Origin of the sequence: Streptomyces sp. NPDC087310, from assembly GCF_044744405.1 — a bacterium.
Taxonomy (GTDB): domain Bacteria; phylum Actinomycetota; class Actinomycetes; order Streptomycetales; family Streptomycetaceae; genus Streptomyces.
This window is the reverse complement of sequence record NZ_JBIUYF010000007.1, coordinates 331487-348459: the sequence shown is the minus strand read 5'-3', so window position 1 is coordinate 348459 and position 16973 is coordinate 331487. Positions and strand designations below refer to the sequence as shown.

At 70.2% G+C, this 16973-nt stretch carries 13 protein-coding genes; 4 read left to right on the top strand and 9 right to left on the bottom strand.

Going from position 1 to position 16973, the window contains the following annotated elements; genetic code table 11:
* Nucleotides 1-45: 45 nt before the first annotated feature.
* From ACIO3P_RS27365 to ACIO3P_RS27355, 3 genes are all read left to right on the top strand, one after another.
* Nucleotides 46-1878, top strand: a complete 1833-nt coding sequence (locus ACIO3P_RS27365; RefSeq protein WP_401853588.1) for an ABC transporter ATP-binding protein — start codon at nucleotides 46-48, stop codon at nucleotides 1876-1878.
* On the top strand, nucleotides 1875-3728 hold the full coding sequence (locus ACIO3P_RS27360) for an ABC transporter ATP-binding protein (protein ID WP_329826720.1): 1854 nt from the start codon (nucleotides 1875-1877) through the stop codon (nucleotides 3726-3728). Before ACIO3P_RS27365 ends, ACIO3P_RS27360 begins: the two co-directional genes overlap by 4 nt.
* 1072 nt (nucleotides 3729-4800) lie before the next feature.
* Nucleotides 4801-6210 carry an MFS transporter gene (locus ACIO3P_RS27355; protein ID WP_401853591.1) on the top strand — a complete coding sequence of 470 codons (1410 nt, stop codon included), beginning with the start codon at nucleotides 4801-4803 and terminating at the stop codon, nucleotides 6208-6210.
* A 32-nt stretch (nucleotides 6211-6242) separates the two neighbouring features.
* Here ACIO3P_RS27355 and ACIO3P_RS27350 read toward each other — a convergent pair whose 3' ends face one another.
* The 5 genes from ACIO3P_RS27350 to ACIO3P_RS27330 form a co-directional block, all read right to left on the bottom strand.
* Entirely contained in the window at nucleotides 6243-8192 is a 1950-nt protein-coding gene (locus ACIO3P_RS27350) for a helix-turn-helix domain-containing protein (protein WP_401853593.1), read from the bottom strand.
* A 137-nt stretch (nucleotides 8193-8329) separates the two neighbouring features.
* A complete protein-coding gene (locus ACIO3P_RS27345) occupies nucleotides 8330-9223 on the bottom strand; it encodes a 3-hydroxybutyrate dehydrogenase (protein WP_401853595.1) in 894 nt (297 codons plus the stop codon).
* A gap of 112 nt (nucleotides 9224-9335) precedes the next feature.
* A complete protein-coding gene (locus ACIO3P_RS27340; RefSeq protein ID WP_401853597.1) occupies nucleotides 9336-10397 on the bottom strand; it encodes a threonine aldolase family protein in 1062 nt (353 codons plus the stop codon).
* Between the two features lie 117 nt (nucleotides 10398-10514).
* Nucleotides 10515-11090 carry an XRE family transcriptional regulator gene (locus ACIO3P_RS27335; RefSeq protein ID WP_329826714.1) on the bottom strand — a complete coding sequence of 192 codons (576 nt, stop codon included), beginning with the start codon at nucleotides 11088-11090 and terminating at the stop codon, nucleotides 10515-10517.
* A gap of 295 nt (nucleotides 11091-11385) precedes the next feature.
* Nucleotides 11386-12429: an NAD(P)-dependent alcohol dehydrogenase gene (locus ACIO3P_RS27330; protein WP_329826713.1), complete on the bottom strand. Its 1044-nt coding sequence runs from the start codon at nucleotides 12427-12429 to the stop codon at nucleotides 11386-11388.
* Nucleotides 12430-12546: 117 nt separating this feature from the next.
* On the opposite strand from ACIO3P_RS27330, the gene ACIO3P_RS27325 reads away from it, so the two are divergent.
* Nucleotides 12547-13470, top strand: coding sequence for a helix-turn-helix domain-containing protein (locus ACIO3P_RS27325; RefSeq protein WP_401853601.1), 924 nt, complete (start codon nucleotides 12547-12549; stop codon nucleotides 13468-13470).
* Between the two features lie 105 nt (nucleotides 13471-13575).
* Here ACIO3P_RS27325 and ACIO3P_RS27320 read toward each other — a convergent pair whose 3' ends face one another.
* The 4 genes from ACIO3P_RS27320 to ACIO3P_RS27305 all read right to left on the bottom strand — a co-directional run bounded on the left by ACIO3P_RS27320 (nucleotide 13576) and on the right by ACIO3P_RS27305 (nucleotide 16939).
* A complete protein-coding gene (locus tag ACIO3P_RS27320; RefSeq protein ID WP_401853604.1) occupies nucleotides 13576-14367 on the bottom strand; it encodes an ABC transporter permease in 792 nt (263 codons plus the stop codon).
* Nucleotides 14364-15377, bottom strand: coding sequence for an ATP-binding cassette domain-containing protein (locus ACIO3P_RS27315; RefSeq protein WP_401853606.1), 1014 nt, complete (start codon nucleotides 15375-15377; stop codon nucleotides 14364-14366). Before ACIO3P_RS27315 ends, ACIO3P_RS27320 begins: the two co-directional genes overlap by 4 nt.
* A gap of 122 nt (nucleotides 15378-15499) precedes the next feature.
* A complete protein-coding gene (locus ACIO3P_RS27310) occupies nucleotides 15500-16342 on the bottom strand; it encodes a DUF4097 family beta strand repeat-containing protein (protein WP_329825385.1) in 843 nt (280 codons plus the stop codon).
* Between the two features lie 81 nt (nucleotides 16343-16423).
* A complete protein-coding gene (locus ACIO3P_RS27305) occupies nucleotides 16424-16939 on the bottom strand; it encodes a hypothetical protein (protein ID WP_329825384.1) in 516 nt (171 codons plus the stop codon).
* Nucleotides 16940-16973 lie beyond the last annotated feature (34 nt).

Genomic DNA, 16973 nt, shown 5'->3' with positions numbered 1-16973 from the left:
CGGATATCCCTCGTCAGATCCTTACTTACCGACCGTCTCCACCTTGTGCAGCTGTTCGTCGCCGACCGTCGCGCCGGTGGTCTCCTGGCCTTGGTCCACCTGTGGTCAGCGGCGGTACCCGCCCTTACCGCGGTGGCCACCGGCTGGCTGGTAACCGGACTCACCGGCACCGCCACGGGGCGGGAGACCGCCTCGGCAGTGGCGTGGCCGCTGGTCGCGGTGTCCTCGCTACTGGTGGCCGACGAGATCCTCACCTCACTGAGTGGCACCCTCGAGCAGTACACCGCCGGACGTCTCGACGCGCGAATACGGCGCCGGGTGCGCCGTCTGGCCATGGCGCCGTCGAGTATGGCGCACCTGGAGGATCCGGTCTTCGCCGATGATGCTGCCCGCGCATCGGATGTCGGTGAGGGCCGGGTCCGCTCACCGGGGACTGCGGCGGTCGGTCAACTCCGTCTGTTTTTCCGTTTTCTGGGGGCGCTGGGATCCTCCGCCGTGATCGCCCTGACTTTCTCCCCGTGGCTCGCTGTCATCCTGCTGGTGGTATGCATGGTCAACCGGGCGCTGATACGGCGCTGGTGGGTGTATCTGGCCGAGGTGCGAGACGAGCGCGAGAGCATGCGGCGCCGCGCGGAGTATTGGAGCGAGGTCGCCTCGATGGGGCCGGCTGCCAAGGAGGTCCGTCTCTTCGGCCTGCAGGAGTGGGTGGTGCAGCGGCACACCCGCGAACTGCTGGCCTGGGCGGAGACGATCTGGTCGGCGCGCCGAGGGGTCCTACGCCAGCAGGGCTGGATCGCCCTGCTGGCAGCGATCGCCGCCGGCTCCGCGCTTCTCCTGCCAGGACTGGCTGCCGCGCGGGGCACCCTCCCCGCCGGCGAATTGATGACCGTGATCGTTGCCGCATGGGGCGTCTTCCAAATCGCTGCTATGGGGCGCGAAGCATTCGACATCGAGTACGGGCTCGGCGCGGTCCGGGCGCTGGAGCGTCTGGACACCACCTACCGCGGGATCGCCACTCCCGCCAGGACCGGAGCCCAGCGGTCCGGTGAGCAGTGTGCCACCGCGGGGGAAGTTGCCCCGGCGGCCCTGCGCATCAAGGGGCTCGTCTTCGCCTACCCCGGCAGCCGGCAACGGGTCATAGACGGTCTGGACCTGACCGTCCGTTCTGGTGAGGTTCTGGCGCTGGTCGGGCACAACGGCGTCGGCAAGACCACGCTGATCAAAGTGCTTGCGGGCCTCCATCTCCCGACTGCCGGACGCCTGCTGGTCGACGGACAGCCCCTGGACGCGGCGCGAGTGGCGGCGTGGCGCAGGCGCGTCGCGGTCGTCTTCCAGGATTTCAACCGCTATCCGCTCACGCTCGCCGACAACATCGCCCTCTCCGCGCCCGAACACCGCCACGACAGGGAGGGGATCCGCGCCGCCGCACGCCGTGCCGGTATCGACGCCTTCGCGGAGGAGTGCCCCGACGGCTATGACACCGTGTTGAGCGCCGATCGCACCGGCGGCACGGATCTTTCCGGCGGCCAGTGGCAGCGCGTCGCGATCGCGCGCGCGGTCTTCGCCGTCGAACACGGGCGCGACCTAATGGTCCTGGACGAGCCGACGGCCCACCTGGACGTCGAGGCGGAGGCCCGTTTCTACCGCCAGGTCGTCGCAGAGGTCACAGGGGCGACCGTGCTGCTCATCTCACACCGGCTGTCCACGGTGCGTCAGGCGGACCGGATAGTCATGCTGGAAGCCGGACGGGTCGCCGAGCAGGGCAGCCACCGCGAACTACTGGAGAACGGCGGCGAGTACGCCCGCCTGTTCCGGCTCCAGGCCGCCCGCTTCACCGATACCCAACTGCACAGCGGCGGGAAGGAAGCAGCACGATGAGCACGAAGAGCTCGATGGGCGTGGGGAGGGCCGGATCCGGCACCCTGCTCACCGCACGCCACACCTTCGCCTTGTCCTGGCGCGCCGACCCCCCTGTGGTGAGCGTGATCATCGGCCTCTCTCTCGCCCAGGCGGGGGCGGTCGCCGCCACGGGCCTGAGCCAGCGCTGGGTCGTCGACGCGACGCAGAGTCCCGGCGGACAGCCGCTCGGTGCCTTGGCCCTGGCCGTCCTGATCGGGGTGGCTGCCCACATGACCGCCGCGGCTGGCAACCGCACCCGGTACAACTACCAGCACGACCTCACCGACCGCGTCGACCTCGAAGTCAACCGGGAGATCCTCACCGCCACCGCCTCCATCCCCACCCTTGAGCACCTCGAACGCCCCGACTATCTCAATCGTTTGGAGCTGCTGCGCCGCCACACCAGCGCGCTGGCCGGCTCCTGTTGGGCCCTGACTGACACCGGGATCGCCGTGATTGGCGCCGGGCTGTCACTGTGGCTCCTGATCGGCGTCCACCCCGCCCTCGCCGCCCTGGCGTTACTCGCGCTCCCCCCGCTGTGGGCGGCCAAGCGCGCCCAGCGCAGCCTCGCCGGCGCCCGTACCACCACCGCCGAGGACCAGCGCTTGGAGGAGCGGGTCCACCGCATGTTCCTGGCACCAGAATCAGGCAAGGAAATCTACCTGGCCGGGGCCGACGCCGTCCTGGACGAGACCGCCCACGCCGCCCGCACACGCGTAGTCAACGCCGTCCTCAAAGCCCGACTCGGAGCGACCGGCTGGCAGCTCACCGGCTGGGTGTGCTACGCCGCCGGGTTCATCGCCGCTCTCGTCCTCACCGTCTCGCTAGCCGCCCGGGGGGCGGCTTCGCTTGGGGATCTCATGCTGGTCATCACCCTGGGAACGCAGCTGCGTTTCCAGATCCACGCCACCGTCTCCGGCTTCTCCCGCATCGCCGAGGCCGGCCACGCCACCGACCACTACCTGTGGCTGTCGGCCTACGCCCGTCGGCAGCGCCCCACCGGCGCCGGCCAAGCCCCCCGCAGGCTGGAGCACGGCATCCAGATGCGCGACGTTACCTTCGCCTACCCTGGTTCGCACGAGCCGGTCCTTTCCGGAGTGAACCTTACGCTGTGGCCTGGATCCACAGTCGCCGTGGTCGGCGTGAACGGCGCAGGCAAAACCACCCTGGTCAAGTTGCTGAGCGGGATGTACGCACCCACCGCCGGGCAGATCGAGGTCGGCGGCATCCCGCTGGGCGAGCTGGACACCACGGCCTGGCGCCGCCGTCTCACCGGCGCTTTCCAGGACTTCGTCCGCTTTCAGCTGCCCGTCCGTCACACGGTGGGGATCGGCGAGCCGGACGCAATGGACGACCGGGAAGAGGTGGCCCGCGCGGTGCGTGAAGCGGGGGCCGACCCGATCATCGCCCGGCTGCCCGAGGGTCTGGACACCCAACTGGGCGCCGTCTACGGGGGAGCGGAACTCTCCCAGGGGCAATGGCAGCGCCTCGCCCTGGCCCGCGCCCTGATGCGCCGGCACCCCACGCTACTCGTCTTGGACGAACCCACCGCCGCCCTCGACCCGCAGGCCGAGCACGAGCTTTACGAGGTGTTCATGCGGCAGGCGGGTGCGGACCCGGGCCGGATCACACTGCTGGTCTCTCACCGCTTCTCCACGGTGCGGGGAGCCGACCACATCGTGGTTCTGGACAGCGGCCGCGTTACCGAACAGGGCACCCACGTCGAGCTGATGGCTGCAGGCGGCCGCTACGCAGAGCTTTACATCACCCAGGCCGCCGCCTACCAGGAGAAGGACAGCCGATGGGATGAGTCAACTCTTGACATGTGAGATGGGTGCGGCCCTTGGCTCGTACAAGACTTCGGAGTCGTTGATCGCCCAGAGATTATCGTCTGGGCTTCCCTCCGGACTTGGAGAGCTGCTATGGCCATCGGTGTACATCCGTCGGTGACCTGGCGGAGGTACGGGACGAACTCGACGAGCGACAAGAGTACCCGTAGCGGACTGACGACGCCCGGTGGTACGAGTTCGACACGGGGACCGAGCACGTTGCGGACTGAGGTCCGGCGGGACGGTTGCGGATATGCGTCGACGACGGCAGCGGGGGGCCTGGGGAAGGGCGTCACGCTCACGGCGTACTCACCAACGAGAGTCGCGATCCGCTCCGGCGCGTGGCCGCGGATGATCTCCAGGGCGCTCGCCCGCTGCCGGAGAACAGCCGGTCGGCGATCTGGAAGCGAAAGTGCGGGAAGCGGGCCACGCGACGACGGTCCGGAGGAACGGGAGGGCGCCGAAGCCAGGACGTTCTGCAGCAGAGACAAGACTGTGTTGAGCGTGTGAGGCGCCAGGCTGCCGGAGCAGCCCCGCCCCTCACGGTGCCGGACGGTTCTCGGCCCGACAAGATCCGGGCCATGCCCGGGCCGACGTCACGGACGAGCAGCCCATGGTCCCCATGTGCGCAGGTCAGCGACTCACCGCTTCTGCACCATCAGCTGACGAAGAACTTGCTGGGACGAACGCGCACCACGCGCCGGCGCAACGCCTCGTCCGTGCGGCAGAGCCGAGTGGCAGAGCCGGGTCGGCCTCGCGGTCACGTCGCCACCACGCAACGGCCCTGAGCCGATCAGCCTCAAGATGTCCTACTTCAACGGAGCGCAGTCAGCACCAAGTCAGCACGGGAGTCAGCACCGCATCGCCAAATCATCCCGAACTGCGCGTTCCAGACAGCACTCGTTTCGACCGCCTTCGAGCCCCTGAACCGCCCTGCCGTGAGCCGACATGGTGGCTGCCCGCATAGCCAGCCCTCGAACTACGTTGCCCCACCACATGTGCGCCTGACCTGCCTGTTTCTACCGTGTGCCGACACGTCCCCCTCCCCACCTCACACGAGGAAGTGGCGCACATGGCCTCCGCAGCACCCGCTCCCCCGGCACCCGCCAACCTGAAGCGCATCGTCGCCGCCAGCCTCATCGGCACCACCATCGAGTGGTACGACTTCTTCCTGTACGGATCCGCGGCGGCCCTGGTGTTCAACAAGCTGTTCTTCCCCGACTCCGATCCACTCGTCGGAACGCTGCTGTCCTTTCTCACCTATGCCGTGGGTTTCGCCGCGCGGCCGCTCGGGGCGTTGGTGTTCGGCCACTACGGGGACCGGATCGGGCGTAAGAAGCTGCTGGTTCTCAGCCTGTTGATGATGGGCGGGGCGACGTTCGCCATCGGGCTGATGCCCACGCACGCCACCGTCGGTACGGCCGCTCCCGTGCTGCTGACCGTGCTGCGGCTGGTCCAGGGGTTCGCACTCGGCGGTGAGTGGGGCGGGGCCGTGCTGCTGGTGTCGGAGCACGGGGATGCCGAGCGGCGTGGGTTCTGGGCCTCGTGGCCGCAGACCGGGGCGCCCGCCGGGCAGTTGCTCGCCACCGGGGTGCTCTCGGCGCTGACCGCGCTGCTGTCGGACGACCAGTTCGTGTCGTGGGGGTGGCGTATACCGTTCCTGCTCTCCGGCGTTCTGGTGATCGTCGGCCTGTGGATCCGGCTCTCCGTCGATGAATCCCCGGTCTTCAAGGCCGCGCTGGCCCAGGCCGCGGAGCGTGAGGCCGCAGCCGGTGCAGCAGGGGCCGAGGCCGAGAAGATGCCGCTGGTCGCCGTTCTGCGGCACCACTGGCGGGACGTACTGGTGGCGATGGGCGCGCGCATGGCGGAGAACATCAGCTACTACGTGATCACCGCGTTCATCCTGGTGTACGCGACGAACTCGGCGGGGCTGAGCAAACAGACCGCGCTCAACGCCGTACTCATCGCCTCCGCCGTCCACTTCGCGGTCATCCCCGCGTGGGGCGCGCTGTCGGACCGTATCGGCCGCAGGCCCGTGTATCTGATCGGCGCGGTCGGGGTCGGGGGCTGGATGTTCCCGTTCTTCGCCCTGATCGACAGCGCGAGCTTCGGCAACCTGATCCTGGCCGTCACGGTCGGACTGGTGCTGCACGGTGCGATGTACGCGCCGCAGGCGGCCTTCTTCTCGGAGATGTTCGCGACCCGGATGCGCTACTCGGGTGCGTCGATCGGCGCGCAGTTCTCCTCGGTCGCGGCAGGCGCGCCGGCGCCGCTGATCGCGACGGCGCTGCTCGCCGACCACGGCAGCTCGACGCCGATCGCCCTGTACGTCATCGGCGCCGCGCTGATCACCGTCGTGGCCCTCGCGTGTGCGCGGGAGACCCGGCACCGCGATCTGGCGGATGTCGACGCGGATCCCGCGCGGTCGGGGGTGCCCGCGCCACGACAGACCGACGCCGGCTCCCGTACCCCCAGCCCCTGAAGCGTCCACCGTCGCCGTTCGTTGTTCGTTGTTCAGCGGACGACGGCTTCGGACATGGCGTGCAGCCGCAGGGCCAGTTGAATCTCCAGGGCTCGCGCCGGCGACTGCCAGTCCGCGCCGAGCAGCCACGCGACGCGTTCCAGGCGCTGGGCGACCGTGTTGACGTGAACGTGCAGTTCGTCCTTCGTACGGGCCGGGCTCATCCCGGACGCGAAGTAGGCCCTCATGGTGCGGACCAGATCAGTGCCGCGACGCAGGTCGTAGGCGATGACCTCACCGATGGTGCGGTGTACGAAGCCCTCGATGTCCCGGGTGTCGGCGAGCAGCAGCCCGAGGAACCCGAGGTCCTGGGCGGCGGCGCCGTCGCCCGAGCGGCCGAGGAGACGGAGCGCGTCGAGGCAGCGCCGGGCCTCCGCGTACGCCTCGGCCACCGCGCCCGGACACGCGGCGGGTGACTCCACAGCCGCGGAGGCGCCTACGGTGACGGGCTCGCGCAGGGCCTCGCCGAGCTGCTTGGCCGTACGGCGGGCGAGGTCGGCGGCGGTGTCGTCAGGGGCGAGCGGCAGCAGCAGGACCGTGCCTCCGTCGCGTGTCGCGGCCAGTCCCTGTCCGGTGGCTGCGAGATGGGACGCGGCGGACCACAGGCGGCGCCGATCGGCCGTCTCCCGTTCGGTGGCTCCGGGCGCGCCGGGGTCGGGGCCGTCGATCCGGGCGGCCAGCACCACATGCGGCGCGTCGAGGTCCGCGTGGAGCCGGACGGCCCGCTCGCGCAGCAGGCGGGGGTCGCGGTCGGGGGCGTCGAGGAGGTCGTCCAGCAACTCGCCCCGTACCCGCTGCTCGGCCTCTCCGGCGGAGCGGCGGGCCAGCAACAGCAGAGAGGTGACCATGGCGGCCCGCTCCAGGGTGCGCTGGTCGACGGAGTCGAGAGCGGGATGGCCACGCAGGACGAGCGCGCCGAGCAGTTCGCCGCCGGCCCAGACCGCGGCTCCCCAGACCTCGCCGTGGCGTGTGGCACGTCCTTCGGTGCCGGTCAGGTCCAGCGCGGTCACGGAAGGGGAGTCGGGCCCGGCGAACTCCACCGTGCCGTCCAGCACTTCGGAGAGCGCGCTCGTCACGTCCTGGACACCGCCTCCGCCCAGGACCAGTTCGGTCAGCCGGTCGTGCACGTCCGAGGCGCGCTCGATGGCCGCGCTGTGTTCCTTGATGATCTCGTTGGCCTTCTCCAGTTCCGCGAGCGCCGAGCGGGTCTCCCCGAGCAGGTTCGCGGTGTCGATGGCGACCGCCGCGTGGGCGGCGAACGAGGCCAGTAGTGAGATCTGTTCACGCTCGAAGACCCGGGCGTGGCGGTCCGCGGCGAAGAGCACGCCGATGACCTGGCTGCCGAGCATCAGCGGCACACCGAGGATGGCGACCAGCCCTTCGTCGCGTACGCCGGAGTCGATGGCCCTGGTGTGCTGGAAACGCGGGTCGTCGAAGTAGCTGTCGGTGACGTACGGCCGCGCGGTCTGGGCGACGAGCCCGCCGAGCCCCTCCCCCATCCCGAGCCGCAACTGCTGGAAGCGGGCGGCCACCGACCCCTCGGTGACTCTCATGTAGGTGTCACCCGCGGCGGGGTCGTTCAGACACAGATAGGCGACCTCGGTGCCGAGCAGGGAACGCGCGCGCTGCACGATCGCCCGGAGCACGGCGTCGAGATCACGCAGCCCCGCGAGGTCGTGCGCGGTCTCGAAGAGGGCCGACAGCTCGGCCTCCCGGCGCCGTCGTTCCGCCAGCTCGGCCCGCACTCTCAGGGCGAGCCGCTTGGCGTGCTCCAGTGCGGCCAGCGCCTCCGGTCCTCTGCCGTCGGCGCGGGCCAGCAGCGCGGGCCGGTCGAATGCCTCCGCCGCCGCACCGCGCGCGAGGAGCTCCAGGTAGGCGAGCTGATCGTGGTGGGCGACGTGGGAGTGGGAGTGGGCGTGGGAGTCGGGCTGCGGCTGGAACATGGACACAGCATTACCCACCGTTCGGTCGGTCGCGCCGGCCTGTGGACAACGGACGCGACATGGACAACTTGGCTCCGGCGACGCCGCGAGCGTGCGCGCCAGGCGTCGCGGGCCCGGCAGGATCCCGTCGACAGGTCCTAGTGCGCGGTCCAGCCCCCGTCGAGCGTGAGCGACGTGCCCGTGATGAAGGATGCCTGTGGGGTGCAGAGATAGGCGACCGCCTCGGCGACCTCCTCCGGTTCGAGGAGACGCTTCAGGGCGGAGTCCTGGAGCAGGATGTCCACGACGACCCTGTCCTCCGGGATCCCGTGTGTCTGTGCCTGGTCCGCGATCTGCTTCTCGACCAGTGGCGTACGCACATAGCCGGGGTTGACGCAGTTGGAGGTGACCCCGTGCGAGGCGCCTTCGAGGGCGGCGGTCTTGGAGAGTCCTTCGAGGCCGTGTTTGGCGGCCACATACGCCGACTTGTAAGGGGAGGCGCGCAGCCCATGTACGGAGGAGATATTGACGATCCGACCCCATCCCTCGGCATACATGTGGGGAAGCGCTCCCCGGATCAGCCGGAAGGGCGCCTCCAGCATGACGGTGAGGACGGTGTGGAACACGTCGGGCGGGAAGTCCTCGATGGGGCGAACCAGTTGCAGCCCGGCGCTGTTGACCAGGATGTCCGCGCCCTCGGCGGCCTTCCCCGCCGCGTCGAGGTCGGTCAGGTCGAGGACCCGCGCGTCCAAGGCCCCCACGGCCCCGGCGTCTTCGGCTTCCCGGGCCAGGGACGCCAGCTCTTCGCCGTTCCGGTCCACCGCTCTGACCCTGGCCCCGGCCGCGGCGAGCCGCAGCGCGCAGGCGCGGCCGATGCCGCTCGCGGCGCCGGTGACCAGCGCGGTGCGGCCCTCGAGATCGAGCGCGAGGGAAGCGAGCCCCCGGGGAGCGGCGGCGAGGTCGGCGGTGGCGGGGCCACGGGCGGCCGGGCTGTCCGCGGTGCGGGAGCCCGGCGTACGCGGGGCAGAACCTGGTGTGGTGGGCGCGGTCATGTTCCGCACCCTAAGGAGAGCTTTAAGCCCCACCGATATGGTCGGCGCCCATACTTCACCATGGGGTGGTGGGTTCGAGCCATGTGGGTCAGGGCGTTCCCCCGACCGGCGGTCAGCGGGTGTGGCGCCGGACCGCTTCGAGGAGCTGGTCGATGTCGTCGGCGCTGTGGGAGAAGGCGGTGACGAACCGGACGATGCCCGGTTCCCAGCGGTCGTGGTAGAAGGCGTAGCCCTCGGCGAGGAGTCCTTCGGTGACGTGCCGGGGCAGGCGGCAGAAGAGGATGTTGGCCTGCGGCGTGGCCAGCAGGCCGGTGCCGGGGATGGCCTTGAGGCCGTCGCCGAGCCGGGTGGCCATCGCGTTGGCCTGGCGGGCGTTGCGCAGCCACAGGCCGTCGGTGAGATACGCGTCGATCTGGGCCGCGTGGAAGCGCATCTTGGAGGCGAGCTGACCGGCGCGCTTGGCGCGGAAGGCGAGTTCGGTGGCGAGCGCGGGGTCGAAGGAGACGATGACGTCGGCGGTCATCGCGCCGTTCTTGGTGGCGCCGAAGGACAGGATGTCGACGCCGGCCTTCCAGGTCATCTCCGCCGGGGTGGCGCCGAGATGGTCCAGGGCGTTGGCGAAGCGCGCACCGTCCATGTGGACGCGCAGTCCCGCGTCTTCGGCGATGGCGGACAGGCGGCGGATCTCCTCCAGGGTGTGGACGCTGCCGCTCTCGGTGGCCTGGCTGATGCTCACCGCGGACGGTTGCACGCTGTGCACGTCACCGGCCCGGCGGCGCACCACCGCCTGCAGCGCTTCGGCGTCGATCTTGCTGTCGGGGCCCGGGACGGCGACGAGCTTGGCGCCGTTGGTGAAGAACTCCGGAGCGCCGCATTCGTCGTGGTTGATGTGGCTGTCGGGGTGAGAGAGCACGCTGCCCCACGGCGGGGTGAGGGCGGCCAGGCTCAGGCCGTTGGCGGCGGATCCGGTGGAGACCGGGAAGACATCGACGTCCCGCTCGAAGACCTCACCGAGTTTACGGCGGGCGCTGTCGGTGAAGGGGTCGTTGCCGTACGGCAGGACTTGCCCGGTGGCCGCGTCCGCGACCGCCTGGGCTATCTGCGGGGATGCCCCGGCCATGTTGTCGCTGATGAAGGCACGGCTGGAGGGGGTGATGGCGATGGTGGTGCCCATGAGGGGTCTTCCTTGGTCTCAGGTGCGAGGTCTCAGGCGCCGGGTCTCGGGGGCGAGGTCTCAGGTGCGAGGTCTCAGGCGCGAGGTCTCAGGCGCGAGGTCTCAGGCGCCGGGGTCTCAGGTGCTGATGGGCGAGGCGAAGACGACGGTGATGTCCACTTCCTCGGCGCCGGTGCGGTAGAAGTGCGGGGCGTCCCCGGCGAAGGCGAGCATGTCGCCGGGGCCCAGATCACGCGGGGCGTCCACGGGGCCCGCGGTGACGTGCCCGGTGGCGACGAGCAGGTGCTCGATCGTGCCGGTGGCGTGCGGGACGCCGGGCAGCTCCGTCTCGGGCGGGATGCGCAGCCGCCAGATCTCCAGGCTGTTGCCGCTGCTGATGCGGCGCAGCAGTTCCCGCGAGACCTCGCCGGGCTCGATGTCCGTGCCCGGCCGGAAGACCGGCCCGGTGTCGGCGTCACGCGCCAGCAGGTCGGCGATCGGGATGCGCAGGGCGATCGCGATCGCGTCCAGGGTGTCGATCGTCGGATTGCCGTTGCCGGCCTCCAGTTGTGACAGCGTGGCTTTGCTCAGCCCGGCGCGCCGGGCCATCTCAGCGGCGCTCATGCCGCGCTGCTGACGGCGCAGGCGGATCTTCGCACCGACCGCGGCCGCGGTGCTGCTCACCGGTCGGCGGCCGGAGGGTGGGGGCCTCATCGGCGGCTCCTGTGCGGCGCGGTGCAGGACACACGGATGCGGTCCTTCGTGACCTTCTCCGCACCCTCTCCGATTGAATGAACCATACGTTCACTATACCGAACCATCGAAGTAGTGAACCCCACGTTCGTTTTAGCGAACGTCCTGATCGCGGCCGAGGCCGAGGCCGAGGAGAGCGCCTGCTCGGCGGCAGGCGGTCACGGGAAAACCCTCCCCGGGCTCCGGTGGATACGGGGGATCCCGTCGGAGCCCGGGGAGGGCGTGGTGGGTTACGCGCTCGGCACAGCCGTGCGGCTCAGATCGTCGCCGTGTCGATCACGAAGCGGTAGCGCACGTCCGAGGCGAGCACGCGCTCGTATGCCTCGTTGATCCGGTTCGCCTCGATCAGCTCGATCTCGGCGCCGAGGTTGTGCTCGGCGCAGAAGTCGAGCATGTCCTGGGTCTCGGCGATGCCGCCGATCATCGAACCGGCGAGGGTCTTGTTGCCGCCGATCAAGGAGAACAGGTTGAGGGCGACGGGCTCCTCGGGGGCGCCGACGTTCACCAGGGCGCCGCCCGTCTTCAGCAGGCTCAGGTACGCGCCGAAGTCCAGGGGCGCCGACACCGTGGAGAGGATGATGTCGAAGGTGCCGGCCAGGTTCTCGAAGGTGGCCGCGTCGCTGGTGGCGTAGTAGTGGTCGGCGCCCAGCTTCAGGCCGTCGTCCTTCTTGCGCAGCGACTGGGAGAGGACCGTGACCTCGGCGCCGAGGGCGTGCGCGATCTTGACGGCCATGTGGCCGAGGCCGCCCAGGCCGACCACGGCGACCTTCTTGCCGGGGGCCGCGCCCCAGTGCTTGAGCGGGGCGTACGTGGTGATGCCGGCGCAGAGCAGCGGTGCGGCCACGTCCAGCGAGAGGCCGTCCGGGATGCGGACGGTGAAGTTCTCGTCGACGACGACCTTCTGCGAGTAGCCGCCGTAGGTGGGCTCACCGTCGCGGCCGACGGCGTTGTACGTGCCGACGTTCCCCCGCACGCAGTGCTGCTCCTGTCCGGCCTTGCAGTTCTCGCACTCGCGGCAGGAGTCGACCATGCAGCCGACACCGACCCGGTCGCCGGCCTTGAACTTCGTCACGCCGGAGCCGACCTCGGCGACGACGCCGGCGATCTCGTGGCCGGGCACCATCGGGAAGATGGCCTCACCCCAGCCTTCGCGGGCCTGGTGGATGTCGGAGTGGCAGATGCCGGCGAACTTGATGTCGATCAGAACGTCGAACTCGCCGACCGGACGGCGTTCGATGGTGGTGCGCTCCAGCGGGGCCTTGGCGCTGGGGGCGGCGTATGCGGCAACAGTCGTGGTCATGTCTCCAGCGTGCCTCCTCGCACCGTGATCACCCAGGTCACCGCTTTGCGTACGTCCAGTGGTCCTACTACTGACGGGGTCAGGCTCCTGGTCGTACGACCGGGAATACTGGGAGGCATGGATGACACCCCCGCCACGGACGACGGACAGGCGGCCTTCCCCGAGGGCCTCGACGGCCGGGCCGAGCTCAGCGAGTTCCTGCGCACCCGGCGGGCCCGGCTCAAGCCGGAGGACGTGGGTATCCCCTCGCACGGGCGGCACCGGCGGGTGCCGGGGCTGCGGCGCGAGGAGCTGGCACAACTGGCCGGGGTCTCGGTGGCGTACTACACACGTCTGGAGCAGGGCAACGGGCGCAACGTGTCGGCGGAGGTGCTCGACTCGATCGCGCGCGCCCTGCGCCTGAGCGACGCCGAGCACGCGCACCTCACCCACCTCGCCAAGCCGAAGCAGCAGCGCAGGAAGTACCGGGTGCACAAGCGGCAGCAGGTGCGGGTGGCGCTGCAGCATCTGCTGGAGTCGATGGAGGGCACGCCCGCGTACATCGCCGGGGCGCGCTCGCAGATCCTCGCCTGGAACCGGATGGCGGCGGCGCTGTTCGGCGACTGGGGCAAGCTGCCGTCCGCGGAGCGCAACTGGGCGCGGCTGACCTTCCTCTCCCCCGCCTACCGCGAGCTGTTCCTGGACTGGGACTCCAAGGCGTCCGACATGGTCAGCTATCTGCGGCTGTACGCGGGCCAGCACCCGCAGGATCCGGACCTGTCGGCGCTGGTGGGTGAGCTCTCCGTCAAGAGCGACGAGTTCAGGCGGCTGTGGGCCACGCACGACGTGAAGGAGAAGGGCCACGGCGTGAAGCGGATGCGGCATCCGCTGGTCGGCGACCTCACCCTCGCGTACGAGACCATGCACCTCCCGGACGACCCCGAACAGTTCCTGTGCGTGTACCACGCGGAGCCGGGATCCGCGTCGGCGGAGGCTCTGCGCCTCCTCGCGAGCTGGGGCACCGACACGGTCCCGGCGGACAGCCGGACGCCGCTCCTCTGAACCACGCGCGGGGCGGCGCACGCCGACGCGGTGTCGGCGTACGCCGCCCCGGGGCGGGACGAGCTGCGGGCGCGGCCCCGAAGCTGCGGGCCGGCACTCCTCCTGCTACTTCGGGTCGCGGTTGAACAGCGACGTGGACCAGAAGTAGCCGAGTGCGGCCAGGGCGAGGCACCAGGCGACGGCCAGCCAGCCGTTGTGGCCGATCTCGGTGCCGAGGAGCAGGCCGCGCAGGGTTTCGATGGCGGGGGTGAACGGCTGGTACTCGGCGATCGGCCGGAACCAGCCCGGCATCGCGTCGATCGGGACGAAGGCGCTGGAGAGAAGCGGCAGGACCATCAGCGGCATGGCGTTGTTGCTGGCCGCCTCGACCGTCGGGCTGGACAGCCCCATCCCGACCGCGATCCAGGTGAGCGCCAGGGCGACCAGCGTGAGCAGCCCGAACGCCGCCAGCCACTCCAGGGCGGTGGCATCCGCGGACCGGAACCCGATGGCCACCGCGACGGCGCCGACGAGGACCACGCTCATCACGCACTGCAGCACGCTGCCGACGACATGCCCGATGAGCACCGATCCGCGGTGGATCGCCATCGTACGGAAACGGGCGATGATCCCCTCGGTCATGTCCATGGTGACGGACACCGCGCTGCCGATCGTGGTGCCACCGATGGTCAGGAGCAGGACACCCGGGACGAGATACGCCAGGTACTCGGACCGGTCCGCCCCGCCGCCACCGATTCCGGCGCTCATCACGTCGCCGAAGATGTAGACGAAGAGCAGCAGCAGGACGACCGGGGTGAGCAGGAGGTTGAGGGTGAGGGACGGGTAGCGCCGCACGTGCAGCAGGTTGCGGCGGAGCATGGTGTTCGCGTCGCGTACGGCGAGGGAGAGGGCGCTCATCGGACGGTCTCCTTGGACTGGTCGGGGATGTGGGCGGGGATGTGGGCGGAGCCGGTCAGGGCGAAGAACACGTCGTCGAGGTCGGGGGTGTGCACGGTCAGCTCGTCCGCCTCGACACCGGCCGAGTCCAACCGGTCCAGAACAGAACGCAGATCACGCTGACTGCCGTCGCTCGGGATCTGCAACGCCAGTGCCTCGTCGTCCCGTTGGACCTCGGTCAGCGCGGCGGCGGCGCTGCGGTAGGCGGACGGGTCGGTGAAGCGGAGGCGTACGTGTCCGCCGGGGATGAGGCGCTTCAGCTCGTCGGCGCTGCCCTCGGCGGCGATCTTCCCGTTGTTCAGCACCGCGATACGGTCGGCGAGTTCATCGGCCTCCTCCAGGTACTGGGTGGTGAGGAAGACCGTGACGCCGCCCGAGACCAGCTCGCGGATGATCCCCCACATGGTGTGACGGCTGCGCGGATCGAGCCCCGTGGTCGGCTCGTCGAGAAAGATGATCCGCGGACCGCCCACCAGCGTCATCGCGATGTCGAGACGGCGCCTCATGCCACCCGAGTAACCGGCGGCCGGCTTCTTGGCTGCTTCCACCAGGTCGAAGCGCTCCAGCAGTTCGGCGGTGACCCGCCGCCCCTCGCGCCGGGACAGATGGTGCAGGTCCGCCATGAGGAGCATGTTCTCCTCACCGGTGATCAGCCCGTCGACGGCGGAGAACTGCCCGGTGACACCGATCGCGGCACGCACCCCGTCCGGTGACGTGGCGACGTCGTGGCCCGCGACCTGGGCCTGCCCGCCGTCGGCGGTGATGAGCGTGGAGAGGATCTTGACGGCGGTGGTCTTGCCGGCGCCGTTCGGGCCGAGCAGCGCGAACACGGACCCCGCAGGGATACGCAGATCGATCCCGTCGAGGACGGTCTTGTCCCCGTAGGACTTGCGCAGACCTACCGCGGAGACGGCGGTCGGTGACGAGTGACCGTCACCTGACTTTGATGTGGGCATGACAGAAGAAGGCATGGTGCCCTCCGTTCGAAGGCTGAAGTGGATGAAAGATGAGACCGGTGGGGCGTGGGGGCCGGTGGAGCGGGGGCCGCGCGTTAGGGGCCGACGGAGCGTGGGGCCGGTGGGGAATGCGGCGCTCAGACCTTGGCGCGGCGGATGTCGATGTTGCCGTGCCGGGTGCGGGCCCGGATCTTGACGGCGTCCTCGGTCCGCTCCGGGGTCTCGGACACGGTGAGCGTGTTGCGTACCTGGCCGGAGCCCGAGCTGACATCGAGCCAGGCGGCCGTGCCCTCGCGGACGCCGACCTCGATGGCGCCGAAGGAGGTCTCCAACTGGACGGTGCCGTGGGCCACTTCGCTCACACGCAGGGCGCCGTGGGCGGTGGTGGCGGTGACCGAGTCCTCGGCGCGCCGGATCTCGATGTCGCCGTTGGCACCGCTCACCCGCAGCTCGCCGGTGGCGGCGTCGACGGTCGTGGTGCCGTGCGAGTTCTTCAGGACGGCGGCGCCGTCGACCAGGCCGAGGCGCAGGCTGCCGGAGCTGGTGGTGATCTCGGCCGTGCCGTCGACCCGGTCCACGGTGATCGAGCCGTGTGACGCGGTCAGCTTCAGCGGGCCGGTGGCGTCGAGGCGGACGTCGCCGGACGAGATCTTCACGCGGACCTCGCCGAGCCGGCCCTCGCCGAACACCTGGGCCCAGGCGCCGGTCATGTCGATGCGCGAACCCGCGGGCAGTTCGACCGTCACGTCGACGGCGCCGGTGCGGCCGAACAGGCTGGACTTGGGCGTCCTGACGGTCAGTACGCCGCTCGCGTACGTGATCTCGGTCTGGTCGGCCGCCCGTACGTCCTGGTCCCGCTTCGGGTCGCGGGGCCGTACGTCGGCGACGGTGTCGAGGCGGTCACCCGCGGTGAACTGGATGGAACCGGCCTCCACATGTGCGGTGACCGAGATCGGTTCGGGTGTGTCGAAAGAAGGCATGGCTGTCTCGTCCTCTTGGGTCTTCGGGGCGTCCCCGCTGGTGGGACGTGGTGTGGGTGAAGTGGTACGGGTGGGGCGCGGCTAGCGCACCCAGCCCGTGAAGCTCTGTCCGAAGGTCTGGGTCTTCTCCGTCGCACGCGGCCGGGTGCCGCCGTCGACCGCGGACGACACGGCCCGCACGAGCCACGCGTTGACCGACAGGCCCTCGCGGTTCGCGGCCTCCTCGGCGCGGGTCTTGAGGTGGGCCGGCAGACGCAGATTGACGCGGGCGGTGCCGCCCTCGTCGCCGTCGGCCGGGGCCGACGCCTTGAACGGTTCGGCGGGCGCGGCCGGCGCCGCGGGAGCACTGTCGGTGGGCGGCGGTGTCACCACGAAGTCGGGGTCGAGTCCGCGCAGCCGTACGTCGACCGAACCGGGGGCGAGTTCGCGGGTGATCTCGTCCGTCGCGGCGGAGAGCACGTTGAGCATGGCCAACCGGGTCGCCGACTCCAGGGGGGCGGTGAGCCTCTCGGCCAGCTCGCGGGCTTCGTCGCCGCCGGCTTCGGCGGCCACCGCGAGTTCGCGGCGGAGGGTGTCGACATACGGGGTGAGGTCCATGACGCCATCATGGCACCATAATGACGCCATGCGC

Coding starts and splice junctions, on each gene's coding strand:
- ACIO3P_RS27335 (WP_329826714.1), bottom strand. CDS start 11,090: ATGAGGCCCCCACCCTCCGGCCGCCGACCGGTGAGCAGCACCGCGGCC.
- ACIO3P_RS27320 (WP_401853604.1), bottom strand. CDS start 14,367: ATGAGCGCCCTCTCCCTCGCCGTACGCGACGCGAACACCATGCTCCGC.
- ACIO3P_RS27355 (WP_401853591.1), top strand. CDS start 4,801: ATGGCCTCCGCAGCACCCGCTCCCCCGGCACCCGCCAACCTGAAGCGC.
- ACIO3P_RS27350 (WP_401853593.1), bottom strand. CDS start 8,192: ATGTTCCAGCCGCAGCCCGACTCCCACGCCCACTCCCACTCCCACGTC.
- ACIO3P_RS27305 (WP_329825384.1), bottom strand. CDS start 16,939: ATGGACCTCACCCCGTATGTCGACACCCTCCGCCGCGAACTCGCGGTG.
- ACIO3P_RS27330 (WP_329826713.1), bottom strand. CDS start 12,429: ATGACCACGACTGTTGCCGCATACGCCGCCCCCAGCGCCAAGGCCCCG.
- ACIO3P_RS27310 (WP_329825385.1), bottom strand. CDS start 16,342: ATGCCTTCTTTCGACACACCCGAACCGATCTCGGTCACCGCACATGTG.
- ACIO3P_RS27340 (WP_401853597.1), bottom strand. CDS start 10,397: ATGGGCACCACCATCGCCATCACCCCCTCCAGCCGTGCCTTCATCAGC.
- ACIO3P_RS27345 (WP_401853595.1), bottom strand. CDS start 9,223: ATGACCGCGCCCACCACACCAGGTTCTGCCCCGCGTACGCCGGGCTCC.
- ACIO3P_RS27315 (WP_401853606.1), bottom strand. CDS start 15,377: ATGCCTTCTTCTGTCATGCCCACATCAAAGTCAGGTGACGGTCACTCG.
- ACIO3P_RS27360 (WP_329826720.1), top strand. CDS start 1,875: ATGAGCACGAAGAGCTCGATGGGCGTGGGGAGGGCCGGATCCGGCACC.
- ACIO3P_RS27325 (WP_401853601.1), top strand. CDS start 12,547: ATGGATGACACCCCCGCCACGGACGACGGACAGGCGGCCTTCCCCGAG.